Annotated in this window: 10 protein-coding genes; 4 read left to right on the top strand and 6 right to left on the bottom strand. The window is 59.2% G+C overall.

All coding sequences use genetic code 11. From position 1 onward, the window contains the following. Positions 1-19 precede the first annotated feature (19 nt). The gene (locus BQ8011_RS01445; RefSeq protein ID WP_173656075.1) at positions 20-847 is read right to left on the bottom strand and encodes an A/G-specific adenine glycosylase; all 828 of its coding nucleotides are present in this window, start codon (positions 845-847) and stop codon (positions 20-22) included. A 150-nt stretch (positions 848-997) separates the two neighbouring features. Between BQ8011_RS01445 and dcd the strand changes: the two genes are divergently transcribed. The 3 genes from dcd (at position 998) to BQ8011_RS01430 (ending at position 4,840) form a co-directional block, all read left to right on the top strand. After that, positions 998-1,579 carry a dCTP deaminase gene (dcd, locus tag BQ8011_RS01440; protein WP_034500512.1) on the top strand — a complete coding sequence of 194 codons (582 nt, stop codon included), beginning with the start codon at positions 998-1,000 and terminating at the stop codon, positions 1,577-1,579. Between the two features lie 2 nt (positions 1,580-1,581). Continuing rightward, the gene (locus BQ8011_RS01435) at positions 1,582-2,871 is read left to right on the top strand and encodes a hypothetical protein (protein ID WP_231945334.1); all 1,290 of its coding nucleotides are present in this window, start codon (positions 1,582-1,584) and stop codon (positions 2,869-2,871) included. Positions 2,872-2,950: 79 nt separating this feature from the next. Continuing rightward, the gene (locus tag BQ8011_RS01430; protein ID WP_072456926.1) at positions 2,951-4,840 is read left to right on the top strand and encodes an Ig-like domain-containing protein; all 1,890 of its coding nucleotides are present in this window, start codon (positions 2,951-2,953) and stop codon (positions 4,838-4,840) included. 227 nt (positions 4,841-5,067) lie between these two features. Here the strand turns inward: BQ8011_RS01430 and BQ8011_RS01425 are convergent, their stop codons facing one another. From BQ8011_RS01425 to BQ8011_RS01405, 5 genes are all read right to left on the bottom strand, one after another. Beyond that, positions 5,068-5,325, bottom strand: coding sequence for a DUF3073 domain-containing protein (locus BQ8011_RS01425; RefSeq protein WP_034500508.1), 258 nt, complete (start codon positions 5,323-5,325; stop codon positions 5,068-5,070). Positions 5,326-5,467: 142 nt separating this feature from the next. Then, a complete protein-coding gene (locus BQ8011_RS01420; protein ID WP_072456924.1) occupies positions 5,468-5,800 on the bottom strand; it encodes a DUF3618 domain-containing protein in 333 nt (110 codons plus the stop codon). After that, the gene (locus BQ8011_RS01415) at positions 5,790-6,224 is read right to left on the bottom strand and encodes a phage holin family protein (RefSeq protein WP_072456922.1); all 435 of its coding nucleotides are present in this window, start codon (positions 6,222-6,224) and stop codon (positions 5,790-5,792) included. The genes BQ8011_RS01420 and BQ8011_RS01415 overlap by 11 nt, the downstream gene beginning before the upstream one ends. Before the next feature lie 93 nt (positions 6,225-6,317). After that, positions 6,318-7,661, bottom strand: a complete 1,344-nt coding sequence (locus BQ8011_RS01410; RefSeq protein WP_072456920.1) for a hypothetical protein — start codon at positions 7,659-7,661, stop codon at positions 6,318-6,320. Positions 7,662-7,721: 60 nt separating this feature from the next. Beyond that, complete coding sequence (locus BQ8011_RS01405; protein ID WP_072456918.1) at positions 7,722-8,468, bottom strand: TetR/AcrR family transcriptional regulator; 747 nt, start codon at positions 8,466-8,468, stop codon at positions 7,722-7,724. Between the two features lie 58 nt (positions 8,469-8,526). Between BQ8011_RS01405 and BQ8011_RS01400 the strand changes: the two genes are divergently transcribed. Further along, a complete protein-coding gene (locus tag BQ8011_RS01400) occupies positions 8,527-13,137 on the top strand; it encodes an acyl-CoA dehydratase activase-related protein (protein ID WP_072456916.1) in 4,611 nt (1,536 codons plus the stop codon). Positions 13,138-13,233: the final 96 nt, after the last annotated feature.

Raw genomic sequence — 13,233 nt, 5'->3', positions numbered from 1 at the left:
CCAAGGCCTCCCTTCTTCCTCACTCCCGAGGAAGTGTGATGTGCCTGGTTGTCGAATCTTCGGCAACCAGGCCATCGCTGATCAGTGCCTCAATAACCCGAGGCGCCTGCTCGGGATCCGCACCTTCCAAGCGTGCCGCAGCCACGGCCTCGTCAATGGAGATTCCCTCGGGAGAGCGCCGCAGCGCCGCCATTACCCGGCCGCGGGCCTGGCGATCCGTTCCCTTCCAACTTTGCCCACGAGGCCGCACCTCGGCAGGCGGGAAACCGGCGTTTGCCCATGCGCAGTCCTTGCGCAGTGGACAATCCTGGCACTTGGGGGAGCGCTGCGTGCACACGACCGCCCCGAACTCCATGATTGCCACATTCCAACGGGCGCAATCCACACCATTTTCGGGCAACCAGCAAACTGCGGCCGCGAACTCGGCACGCGAAGGTGCACTGCGCCGAGCAAACTCCACCCCGTCACGCACGCGTGCAAAAACTCGGCGAATATTCGTATCAAGGACGGGAATGCGCTCGTGGAACTGGAAGGAAGCAAGAGCGCTCGCGGTATAGGGGCCGATCCCGGGTAAAGCCAACAAGGCCTCGTAGCTATCGGGAACTTCGCAACCCCACTCGCGCACAATCACCTGCGCGCACTCGCGAAGCCGCAGTGCCCGCGAGGGATAGCCAAGGTGTGCCCACTCGACCAAAGCCTCGGCGGGGGAAGCGGCAGCGAAATCCGCAGGGCTCGGCCACAGCCTCATCCACCGCTCCCAAATTGGCTGCACGCGCGGGATCGGGGTTTGCTGGCTCATGACCTCAAAGACCAAGGTTCCCCACGGTGAGACGTCGCTCGCGCGCATGGGGAGCTCGCGGCGATGGAGCTCGTACCACGCGAGGATCGGGGCGCGAAGCATCTCGTAATTTGGGGTTGGCACAAGAGGTAGCTTAGCGGTCAGCCAACGCGCCCGCCGAGGCACAATAGGCGGCCGAAACTGTGCGAGAATGGCACCATGCTGCTCAGTGATCGCGATATTTCGGCAAGCCTCGATAGCGGACGTATCCAACTGGATCCGCTGGACCGCTCTCTGATTCAACCCGCAAGTATTGACGTGCGCTTGGATCGGCTTTTTCGGCTTTTTGACAACCATCGCTACTCGGTGATCGACCCCGCGGCCGACCAGTCTGACCTCACACACAGCGTCGATGTGGGACCGGATGATCCCTTCGTCCTTCACCCCGGCGAATTCGTGCTGGGCGCAACCTACGAATTGGTCACCCTGGGCGACGACATTGCGGCTCGCTTGGAAGGTAAGTCTTCGCTTGGACGCCTGGGCCTTCTCACTCACTCCACCGCTGGCTTTATTGACCCCGGTTTCTCGGGCCACGTCACCCTGGAGCTGTCGAATACTGCGACCATGCCGATTCTGCTCTACCCGGGAATGAAGATCGGCCAGCTGTGCTTCTTTGATCTGTCGTCTCCCGCCGAGCACCCCTACGGAAGTGAGGGCCTCGGTTCGCACTACCAGGGACAGCGCGGCCCCACGCCCTCGCGCACCCACCTGCGCTTCACTCGTACCCGTATCGAGCGCTAATCGTGGGACAGGAAGCCTCTCTGCCGCCTCGTCGCCGGTCATTTCGCGAACGAATGGATGCGGTCCCCGCTGGGGAAGCGCACGATTCCGCGCGTGGCGCACGAGAATCCGCGCTGAGTCAGACTGCTTCGCATCCTTTGACGCAGACCTCGATGACTTCAGTCGGCGGGCTGCGTGCTTTTGATACCGCCCTGCGCGTGAACGACACCGGCGAGATCCGCATCGATGATCACGTGGCACGCGTATCTATGGGCGCTTCGGCGGGTGAGCGGGAGATTTTGCCGCTGCCTCTTGAGCTTGCTCAGGATCACCACCTTTTCTGCGTGGGTGCTTCCGTCGAGGACGATGAGCTTGAGGCGCTTGCCGTTTCCGCTTGGGACGAGGCCCATTGGGTGGCTCCCGGACGCCTGCACCTGCGCGGGGGAGTGGAATTGTCCGGCCCCTGGTCTCTCCCCGTCAATGTCCGAGGCGAACTTGGCTTGGGTGCGGATCTGACCAGCGCGTGGGTTTTGGAGTGTGAGCCGATGCGAGGCGCGCGTGTTCCCGAGGAATTGCGCGGCAGTGATCGCTGGGCTGAGGCTTTCCCCGAGGGACTGCCCTTCGGTACTGAGTACCAGGTTTTGCTTGTGCTGGAGCGGATGGCTCGTCGCCTTGCGGGTGCGCTGCGCATCGCGGGCAGTGGCCGCATTATTCAACCCGATCCGGATTCCGCGGTGTCCTTGGCGATCTATACTCCGCGCTGGCTGGGTCCTGCTCAGCTTGCCAAGGCCTTGTCCGCTGCCTTCCCCGAGGTCATCGATTCGCGTGAGCTCATTGGCCAGGATGCGCCTCCTCAGACGCGTCGAGAAGCCGCAGCAGAGAGGGAGCTTCGTTCGGTGGCCCCCGAACTTAGTGATGAATTGCGCGAGGCGCTGACTCGTGACCGTGAGCGTGCAGAGGCTTCGGAGCAGGTAGTTGATGGATATGCGCTGCTGACCCCCATTGCCAATCAGTCGATGATGATGATCGAGGCGCACCAGGTCGAGCACGCTCCCCACGTACTGCGATGGGAGCAGTGGGCGCAGGGGGCAGTTATTGAGTATCGACTGCGGTGGCTCCCGAAGGGGCAGGTCCAGATTCCTGAGGCGATTGTCACACGCAGTGAGCGCTTGGAACGAATGCGATCGATCCGCGATATTGAATCCGCGGCAACTATTATCCATGCGATTACAGGCGGAGCCGTGGTTGATGAGGATGATTTTTTGGTCTCGCTGGATGATAGTATTGATGCTGATCACAGCCAGTTCGTCTGAAAAAAGCCTATGAAATTCGTGCTCAGGTGCTGTATTCTTTAAGAGTATTTATTCACTCGTGAATTATGGAGTTTTGACTGTGTCAAACCTACGCACGAAACGCGCTGTGTCAGCACTTGCAGCACTGACACTAGCGGTTGGTGGAATCGGGGCTGTTGAGGTTCTTTCCGATCACGCTCCCGCCGCGGTTGCAGCAAGCTGCCCCGCACCCACAACCAATATCACGTCAAAAGTGACGATCAGTGACCCTGAGCTGACCGATCAAAACGGCACCCCGAAGACCAGTTTCACTGTCGGAGCGACCGTTGGTTTCAAGGTGAAGTGGTCTACCAGCTCGAAGGTTCACGCCGGCGAATACTTCCAGTACAAGGTTTCGACTCAGTCCGCTAAGCCGATCATGCCCTTCAACTTCGACGTGAAGTCTTCGACGGGCACAATCATTGGCTGTGGCACCTGGGACCAGGATGGCAACGTCAAGGTCGTCTTCAATGATGCGGCCGAAGGCGCAGCCTCTTGGGACGGTTGGGTGATCACTACCGCACAGCTGACCCTGTCCAAGAACGAGGTCGGTAAGAAGCAGCCTTTCAAGCTGACCGAGACGAAGTCGGTTGACGTTGATATTCAGCCTGGAATCGGCGTTGGCGTGGACTTCCGCAAGGACGGTTGGCTCTTCAACATGTACAACAGGAACCGCACGCTTGCGTGGCGTATCACGGTTCCCGGTGGTGATACTGGTCTGAAGAACGTCAGCGTTGTTGACAACTCCGAAGACACGAAGTGGGACTTCAACTGCGATGATCTTGAACCGCTGTTGAAGAACAACGAAGCGAATCTCAAGCTTGTCGACTCGGTCGCAAACGGCTACAACGGGCCAGATGTGTCTGGCGGAGCAATTCGTCAGAACGCGACTATCAGCTGCTCGGCGAACAAGCTGGAAATCAAGCTTCCCGAGGTTCCCGCAAATAAGTTCGCGATCATTGTTCTGTACGGTCACACCCCCGAGGTTGTTTCCGGACACTACTGGAACACCGCGACTATTACCGCGAATGATATGGAAACCCGCACGGTCTCTGCTCAGGACGTCGTCCTTGGCGCAGATGCAGGTGCCGCAGCACGTCAGGTCTTCTCTATTGCAAAGAAGGTCGATGATTCTGCCGCAGCGCTGACCGAGAACCCGGACTTCACTTTCGAGGTCACCCTGAAGGGCCCCGGTGTTGACAGGACTGAAACGGTCACTGTTAAGAAGGGACAGACCTACACCTACCCGGACAAGCTGCCTATCGGAACAAAGGTCAGCATCAAGGAAAAGAACCTTCCCGATGCAAGTGTTCTGTGGGATAACGCGACCTCCGGTGTCTTTGATCAGTCCGAGGGCGTGACCTTGGGTGCAGACAAGAAGACTGCAACCCTGACGATTAATCCTGAAAAGGACTACACCGCAACGGTGACGAACGTGACCAAGCCGAAGCCGACGCCTTCGCCGACTCCGTCCACCACGACACCGACGCCTTCGCCGACACCTTCGACGACGACGCCAACCCCGTCTCCGACACCGTCGACGACCACTCCGGTTCCGACCCCGAGCACCACCACCCCGGTGCCCACTCCGTCCACGACCACTCCGGTTCCGACGCCTTCTACAACGACGCCTGCACCGACTCCGTCGACGACCACTCCGGTTCCGACCCCGTCCACGACTACCCCGACTCCTGCAGTGAGCACGACGCCCACGCCGTCGCCGTCCACTTCGACGACGCCGAGCCCCTCAACGTCGACCACTGCCTCGGTGCCTCCCGCACCCTCAGAGTCGAATCCTCCGGCGGTTCCGCCGAGCACTCCGGATAAGCCGAAGAATCCCAAGTCTCCTCTGGCAAAGACCGGTGCAGACAGCGGAATCCTCCTGGGAGCAGGCTTGGCCGCTCTCCTTGCTGGTGGTGCTGCAATCGCATCGCGTCGCAGGATGGGCTGACCATCTAGCGAGCTGACGCTCTAACGCAGGTCCCGGTGGCGAGAATTCGCCACCGGGACTGTGTTTTATCCGGGTAAAGAGTGTGCGGATGCTCCTTCAAGCCTTTAGAGGCTTATAGGCCCCAGAGTTGGTTTTTTCCTACCCTTGCGCATAGAGAAACGCCGTCAGAAGGGTATAGCAAACCCGTCTGACGGCGTTTCCGTATGTCTTAAAGCGGAAGAGCTCGGCTACTTTCGCGATTGCGAGGAAGGGGACGTCCAGTAATCTTCGTCATCCCAATGATCATCATCTGCAGACTGGTCATCTTCGGCGTAATCCGCGTAGCGCGCGTACAGATCATCTTCGTCTGTCTGCTGCTCTTCGCTATGCGCCTCATGCCCGGCTGCAAGCTCCCTTTGGAGTGCATCCAGGTCGGTGTCAGGGCTGAAATACTTCAGCTTTCGTGCGACTTTCGTCTGCTTGGCCTTTTGACGGCCGCGCCCCATGGCGTCGACCCCCTCTACGTCGGTCGGGTCCGCACAAGCGGTGCCCTAGGTGTTCAAAATGTTTCGTGGGAACATCATACCTAAAAACGATGCCCGATCCCCACCTGAAGTGCTAGGTGGAGCCAAAATTACGCGTTCAGCGCTAGAAGCTTGCGCGAGACCTCTTGATACGCGAAATGACTCGCCATGCGACAAGACCGACAACTGCAGCCGTGGAGCACGCAACAATTCCCAGAGTCTTAAGAGCTTCAGGATCGCCTTCGCGGGCTTGCTCGGTGATCAAACGGGCGCGCACTTTGAGCTCTTCGACCTTGAGGCGAGCCTTATTCTTGGCCTGCTCGATCTGGTAGGAAGGCTGAAGCTGACCAACAAGCTGATCGACGGTCTGCGTCAGCTCTTCGCGGGTTGCCCGAAGCTGCGCCTCGATTTCTGCGGCGCTGGGGGCGGGAGTTAGTGCCTGCTGATCATTGCTCATCTTTGTGAGCTCCCTTCTTCAAGGCATCCATGCTTTCCTTCAAGCCATCTTGAGGATGGGGAACATGCGCACGTGACTTCTTGAGCTGTGAAATTCCAGCGAGTGCAAGGATCAAGACGAAGAAGAAAATTCCGCCACATACGATCAAGGACGCTGCCCATGCGGGAAGAACTAGGACCAGAGCAAGCTCAATGCTGTGGAAAAGCCAGCCCAGACCGTAGAGTGCAAGAACGCCAGCAACGGCCAACGCGCCGATTCCTGCCTTTGTGTAGTTCAGGAACGTCATTGCCTGAGTCTTTGCCAGTGCAATTTCTCCACGAATCAACGAAGAGATCTGCCCCGTCATGCGGCCAAAAAGCTCGCCAATGCTGGGAGGCTGAGACCCGGAGGGAGCCTGCCCAAATGAGGGATGGTCGTTGCTCATACCTGCATCGCTTCCTATGAAGATGGGCACCGAAGTGCAGTCACCCTCTCATTTTGACACGAATTAGCCGCGAGTAGGACTCAAAGTCGCGAGTTATTCACCCTCGGCCGTTGAATCCTCGCCATCGGGGATGACCGATCCGGGTAGCTCACCCAAAATCTTTTGCGCATGCTCAATCAGCGCCCGTTCTTCCGGGCTTGCTTCTGCAGCAGTGGGCAGATCCTCGTTGAGCTGCTCCTTGAGCTCATCGCCCAGCGAAGCCCGTGCCTGCTCGATGCGATGGAAGCGGCGTGCTTGCTCGATTGCAGCTAACGCGATCTCCGCAGTTTCCGGGTTCTCTTCCCACTGCGAGGGCAGGGGAGTGGGCAAGGGTGAGTCCGCTGTTCGTATGACGCGCGTGGTCAGCGGGTGCCAATTCGGCGTCGCTGTGCCCTTTTTGCTCATTGCCGAGGCGTGATCTTCAACTTCTCCGCCATCCGCGGTGTCGGAAACGGAGGTTTCGTCACCTTCCGAGGCCGCGGGCGTGACATTGCTGGAAGCACTTTCCTCTGCGGGTGCTTCGGCATCGTCGGCGGGGGTGTCTTCCTCAAAAGCGGGTACGGATGCATCGGAAGTCACCGGCTCGCCTGCGCGGGGAATGGGGCCGAGATAAGCGCTGGGATTCTCGTTAATGGCATCGCAGGCCATGCGGATGAAGTGCGCATCAAGGCCAGCAGCATCGGCGACGATCGTGCTATTGGCAACGATGAGCACGCGCTGAGCCAAGGCCGCGGCCTCGGGACTATCGGTGAAGAAGACGACGCATGCGCCGCTGGTGCGAAGAAGTTCGCACGCCTCGGAGAAGTCCTCAAAGGAGGGCGCATCTTCGGTCTGGATGGGGAAATCGCTAACGACAACCAAATCAGCACGGTAGATCAGTGCACGGAGGACCTGGAACTTCAGGAGATCGCAAGCGCTGACATCGCGCGCGACTCGATCAAGATCAACGCCAAGCCGCGCGGCCCGCCGGCGGATTTCACCCGGATCGACGATCTCTCCCATTGCGGCGCAGGGAACAATAAGGTTCTGGGACAGCGTCAGGGAGGGAGTCAAAACCTCGTCCGGGGAAATGAGAACGCTGCGGCTGCGCGCTGGCATCCACACCGAGCCCGCGTCCAGCGGGCGCAGGCCAGCTAGGGCAAGGGCGATTGAGCGCCTACGCACTGCCTGTGGGTCAAAAACGGCGACCGTTGATCCGGTGCGCAGAGCAAGATCCGTGTCTTCTAGGTAGTGCGCCTTGCTGACCGAGTCGATAACGCTGGCGCTGCGAGCGAAGTACATGACTCTTCCGCCGACACTGCCAGATGCCGTGCTCCTGCGTGTTCGCCACCAGCGACGCTTGGGTCGCGAGGCAACAAAGGCAGCGCGTTCTTCATCGGTGGGGGCGTGAGTCGTCATAGTGCAATTGTGCCAATAGCAGTGCTCACTTGCGGCGTGCGCGCGCCGAAAAATGGCAGTTTACTGCGGAAGAAGCGAGGCGAAGATTTCGTCGATGCGCTCTTGGATGAATGGGGTAAGGGTGGCGTGGATTCGTTGGCGTGGCATGCTTGCCAGGGGTTCCAAGGCAATGATGTAGCGCATTGTCACGACCCCGTAGAGCATCGATAAGAGGAGCTCAAGCATTTCCCCGAGGCGGCGCGCATCGGCGGGATCTGCGGCCAAGAAGTGGCTCACTTGTTCAAGGACATCGCTGCGCATGTAGGTGCGGAAACGCTGTGATGTTGAGGTGTCGGTGGTGAGAGCGCGCATGAGTGCAGTGAGCGTTTCTGAGGTCAGTTTGTGCTCATACAGATCGAGGACGTAATCCACGAGGCGTCGCGCCGCATCTTTGGGTCCTGGCATGAGGAGTGCGATGATTTCCGAGGCCGGATCGAGGGGGAGATCCATGCAGGCGCGGAAGAGCTTTTGCTTGGTGTTGAAGTAGTAGGTGATCAAAGCGGGATCACAGCCTGCGCTACGGGCAACCGAACGCATCGTCGTGTGGTCGTAGCCCTGAGTAACGAACTCGCTGCGCGCAGCTTCGATGATGCGTTTTTTGATTTCTCCGCGGGAAGCGGAGGGACCTCGATGGATTTTTGAAAGAGGAGATGTTTCTTTATTCAATTCAGAAGTTTCAACATCTGATGAAACTTCTGAGGGCTCCTTCAGGGAATCCGAAGGCTCTTTTCGCTGTTTTTCTGCCTTTATTTCCCTTGTTTCACTCATGCCATCAGTCTAATTTCAACAGTTTGGAAATTAGAAATCTGCGTCATAGTTTCGCAGTATGGATACGCAGATCATTGAAGGCTCACGTCTACACGCCGAAAGTACGCCCGAGCACCCGTGCCAGCTCGGTATTGATGTGGGCTCAACGACGGTCAAAGCCGTTGTCTTGGACGGCAACCGCATCCTCTTCTCCGACTATCGCCGCCACAACGCTGATGTTCGCGCCGAACTCGGACACCTCCTCGAAGACATCGAGGACATCTACCCGGGACTGGTCGTCCAAGCTGCGATCACCGGTTCGGGCGGTTTGACGACGGCCCGAGCAATGGGTATCCCCTTCGTTCAGGAAGTCATCGCCGGAACGGAATCCACCCAACGGCTCCACCCAGAAGTTGACGTCGTCATCGAATTGGGCGGTGAAGACGCCAAGCTCACCTACCTTCACCCCACCCCCGAGCAGCGTATGAACGGAACCTGTGCGGGTGGAACCGGAGCATTCATCGACCAGATGGCCACACTGCTCCACACCGACGCCTCGGGACTGAACGCGCTGGCCGAAGCGCACACTCAGCTTTACCCGATCGCCTCGCGATGCGGTGTCTTTGCGAAATCGGATATCCAGCCACTGATCAACCAGGGCGCCGCGCACGAGGACCTCGCGGCCTCGATCTTCAGCGCGGTCGCAACCCAAACCATCGCAGGTCTGGCTTGCGGTCGCCCCATCCGCGGAAATGTCATGTTCCTTGGCGGCCCGCTGCACTTCCTCCCTCAACTCCGCGAGGCCTACAAAACCCTGCTCCCCAAGGCAGAGTCCTTCATCACCCCGGAAAACGCGCAACTTTACGTCGCTATCGGGGCTGCGCTCTTGGCCTCGAAAGAAGCAAAGAAACGAGGCGAAGAAGAAGGAAACGCACTCGAGCAACTGATCGACCGCCTCGCCACCGCACACGTCGAAGCGGAATCCGCGCGCATGCGTCCCCTCTTCGCAACCCCGGAAGAGAAGGAAGAATTCGTCCAGCGTCACGCGCAAGAAGTCATCCCCAAGGCCGACCTCTCGCAGGCCCGCGGGCGCTGCTGGCTCGGAATTGACGCCGGTTCAACCACCATCAAAGCCGTCGTCATCGACGAAGACGACCGGATCGTCTTCACCCACTATGCCTCCAACGAAGGCGACCCCGTCGCTGCGGCCGTCAACATCGTCCGTCGCGTTCGCTCGGAACTGCCCGAAGGAACCGTGATTGGTCGATCCTGCGCAACCGGATACGGCGAAGGTCTGGTTACCGCGGCCCTGACCATGGACGAGGGTGAAATCGAAACAATGGCGCACTATCGCGCCGCGGAATTCATCCAGCCCGGTGTCACCTCGGTCATCGATATCGGCGGCCAAGACATGAAATACCTGCGGATCAAGGATCACACAGTCGATTCAATTTCCGTCAACGAGGCCTGCTCCTCGGGTTGCGGGTCCTTCCTGCAAACCTTCGCGCAGACCATGGGAACCGACGTGCGAAACTTCGCGCAGATGGCAATGGAATCGAGCAGCCCCGTCGACTTGGGAACGCGCTGCACGGTCTTCATGAATTCATCGGTCAAGCAGGCGCAAAAAGAAGGTGCGGATGTGCGCGATATCAGCGCCGGCCTGTCCTACTCGGTCGTGCGTAATGCCCTGTACAAGGTCATCAAGCTCAAGGACCCCTCGGATCTGGGCGAACGCGTCGTTGTCCAGGGTGGAACTTTCCTCAACGACTCGGTTCTTCGCGCATTCGAGCTGCTCACCGGCCGCGAGGTTGTTCGCCCCGATATCGCCGGACTCATGGGCGCTTACGGCGCGGCGCTCACTGCCCGCATGCACGATAGCGGTGAAGGTGAGTCGACACTCGCTCGCGTGGAAGACCTCGAGGACTTCCAAGTCGAGACCACGCGCAAGACTTGCCGCCTATGCCAAAACCACTGCCAGATGACGATCTCGACCTTCTCCAACGGAGAAAGGCACGTATCGGGGAACCGTTGCGAGCGCGGGGCAAGCCTTGAGAAGGTCCCACGCAAGTCGGACCTACCCAACCTCTACGACTGGAAGTACAAGAGGATCTTTGGATACCGACGCCTCACCGAAGCCAAGGCGTTCCGCGGAGACATTGGTATTCCGCGAGTTCTGGGCATGTACGAGAACTACCCCTTCTGGTTCACCATGCTCACCGAGCTCGGCTTCCGCGTGATGATCTCAGGGCGAAGCAACCACGAGCTATTCGAACAGGGAATGGAATCGATCCCTTCCGAAAACGTGTGCTACCCGGCCAAGCTCGTCCACGGACACATCGAATCCCTGTTGGATAAGGGAATCACAACGATCTGGTACCCCTGCGTTGATTTCGAACAAAAGCTCACCGACGCGGATAACAACTTCAACTGCCCGGTCGTTGCAACCTACCCCGAAGTCATCCGCAACAACATGGAACGCCTGAATGAGCCGGGCGTGAAGTTCATCAGCCCCTTCATCAACTTCGGCAACCGCGACTACCTACCCGCACACCTCGTACGCACCTTCGCGCAGTATGGCTACGACATCAGCGTTGAAGAAATGACCCGCGCACTGGATAAGGCGTGGGAAGAAGACGCAGCAGTCAAGGCTGAAATCAAGGAAAAGGGCCGCGAAGCACTCGAGTGGATGCGCGAACATGGAGTGCGTGGAATCGTCTTGGCGGGCCGCCCCTACCACCTCGACCCCGAAATCAACCACGGTATTCCCGAGGTCATCATTGGACTGGGAATGGCCGTCCTCACCGAGGACTCCATCATTGACCAGCGCCTCGAGCGCCCCCTTCGCGTGCGCGATCAGTGGTCCTACCATTCGCGCCTATACGAGGCCGCTGCGCGCGTGGGCGATGAACCTGACCTTGAGATGGTCCAGCTCAACTCCTTCGGCTGCGGCGTTGACGCAATCACCGCCGACCAGGTTCAAGAAATCCTCGAGGGCCGAGGCGACGTGCACACGGTCCTCAAGATTGACGAAGTATCAAACCTGGGTGCCGCGAAGATCCGCCTGCGTTCCCTAGAAGCTGCGGTTGCGGAGCGAGGAACCATGGCCTCGGGAACGATCGATACCGCGGTGCACGAGGACCCCGCATCCGTTGCCGCGCGCGAAGAATCCGAGCAGGTCAAGGCTGGACACATCGAAGCGAGAGCCGTCTTCACCGAGGAAATGCGCGATGCGGGATACGAAATCCTTGCCCCGCAGATGTCGCCGATCCACTTCCGTTTCCTCGAACCCTTGTTCAGGCGTGCGGGGCTGAATGTGCGAGTCCTTGAGCACACCAGCCGCCAGACCATGGAAACGGGCCTGAAGTACGTCAACAACGACTCCTGCTACCCGGCGATCGTTGTCATCGGTCAGTTGATCGACGAATTCGTATCGGGTCGAGCAGATCCCGATAAGACCGCCGTCGGCATCACGCAGACCGGCGGAATGTGCCGCGCAACGAACTACGCCGCACTGTTGCGTAAGGGTTTGCGCGATGCGGGGTATCCGCAGGTCCCGGTCATTGCACTTTCCGTTCAAGGATTGGAAGACAACCCCGGCTTCAAGATCGGAATTCGCCATATTCACAAGGCAATTCAGTCCTTCGTCATCGGCGACGCAATCCAGTCCATGCTGCTTCGCGTGCGTCCTTACGAGGCCGTGCCCGGAAGCGCGATGGAACTGTACCGCCGCTGGGATCAGATCGTGCGCGAGTGGGTCGTCAGTGATCGCTCTGAGACTTTGGGACGTGTCGGTCCGACGGGTCTCCTGACGGGGCGCTTGCGCTATTCAACGCTGATCAAGCGCTGCGTTGCTGAGTTTGACGCTCTGGAATTGCGTGATATTCCGCGTAAGCCTCGCGTTGGTTTGGTGGGAGAGATCCTTGTGAAGTTCCACCCCGATGCGAATAACCACGCGGTTGACGTCATCGAGGCTGAGGGCTGTGAGGCGGAACTTCCCGGCCTCATGCAGTTCTTCCACAATTCGGTTGCGACCGCGGAGTGGGATTACGAGAACCTGGGTATCGACGGCAAACAGCGCAAGATCTTGCCCATGGCTTTGTGGCTCCTCAAGAAGTATGAGGTTCCGGTCCATCGCGCCTTCGGAGAGACGAATGGGAAGTTCGAACCTCACCGCGATATCGAAGAGATGATCTCGCGCTCGGAGGACATCGCACGCCTCGGCAACCAGGCCGGCGAAGGCTGGTATCTGACGGCCGAGATGGTCGACATGATCGAACACGGGTGCCCGAACATCATCTGCGCGCAGCCATTCGCATGCCTGCCCAACCACATCGTTGGAAAGGGCATGTTCCGCGCGCTGCGCAACCGTTACCCGCAAGCAAACATTGTCGCGGTCGACTACGACCCGGGCGCCTCGGAAGTCAATCAGCTCAACCGAATCAAGCTGATGCTGGCAACCGCTGTTCAACAGCACAATGCCGCCGAGCGCGATGGTGAAGACGATGGCGTGCTGCAGTTGGTCGGGATTGATTTCGATTCCGAAGACCTGGGCGGCGAGGCCGTTGCTGGTGCCTCCTGCGGTGGTTGCGGGTGCGGATCCGGTGGCGGGTCCTCTGATGGCGAGGGACGCCGCGTGGTCGGCTTGGGCATGCCTGCGATGCCGCCGAGGCGTGGTGCCGCTTTCCGCTGAGGTAGGTGTTGGGGTGTTGGCTGGGTGGCGCATGGCTGAGTTCTGCGCGGACAATCGCTCGGCCGGCGCGCTCCTTCCTAGCGGAATATCCTCAAG

This window comes from Actinomyces marseillensis, assembly GCF_900155605.1.
GTDB classification, from domain to species: Bacteria; Actinomycetota; Actinomycetes; order Actinomycetales; family Actinomycetaceae; genus Pauljensenia; species Pauljensenia marseillensis.
Note: the sequence above shows the minus strand (reverse complement) of the source record. Positions and strands in the feature narration are given on the sequence as shown.

What these genes read in the sequence shown, in the direction of transcription:
- BQ8011_RS01445 (WP_173656075.1), bottom strand. Translation starts at nt 847, where the DNA reads ATGCGCGCGAGCGACGTCTCACCGTGGGGAACCTTGGTCTTTGAGGTC.
- dcd (WP_034500512.1), top strand. Translation starts at nt 998, where the DNA reads ATGCTGCTCAGTGATCGCGATATTTCGGCAAGCCTCGATAGCGGACGT.
- BQ8011_RS01425 (WP_034500508.1), bottom strand. Translation starts at nt 5,325, where the DNA reads ATGGGGCGCGGCCGTCAAAAGGCCAAGCAGACGAAAGTCGCACGAAAG.
- BQ8011_RS01420 (WP_072456924.1), bottom strand. Translation starts at nt 5,800, where the DNA reads ATGAGCAATGATCAGCAGGCACTAACTCCCGCCCCCAGCGCCGCAGAA.
- BQ8011_RS01415 (WP_072456922.1), bottom strand. Translation starts at nt 6,224, where the DNA reads ATGAGCAACGACCATCCCTCATTTGGGCAGGCTCCCTCCGGGTCTCAG.
- BQ8011_RS01410 (WP_072456920.1), bottom strand. Translation starts at nt 7,661, where the DNA reads ATGACGACTCACGCCCCCACCGATGAAGAACGCGCTGCCTTTGTTGCC.
- BQ8011_RS01405 (WP_072456918.1), bottom strand. Translation starts at nt 8,468, where the DNA reads ATGAGTGAAACAAGGGAAATAAAGGCAGAAAAACAGCGAAAAGAGCCT.
- BQ8011_RS01400 (WP_072456916.1), top strand. Translation starts at nt 8,527, where the DNA reads ATGGATACGCAGATCATTGAAGGCTCACGTCTACACGCCGAAAGTACG.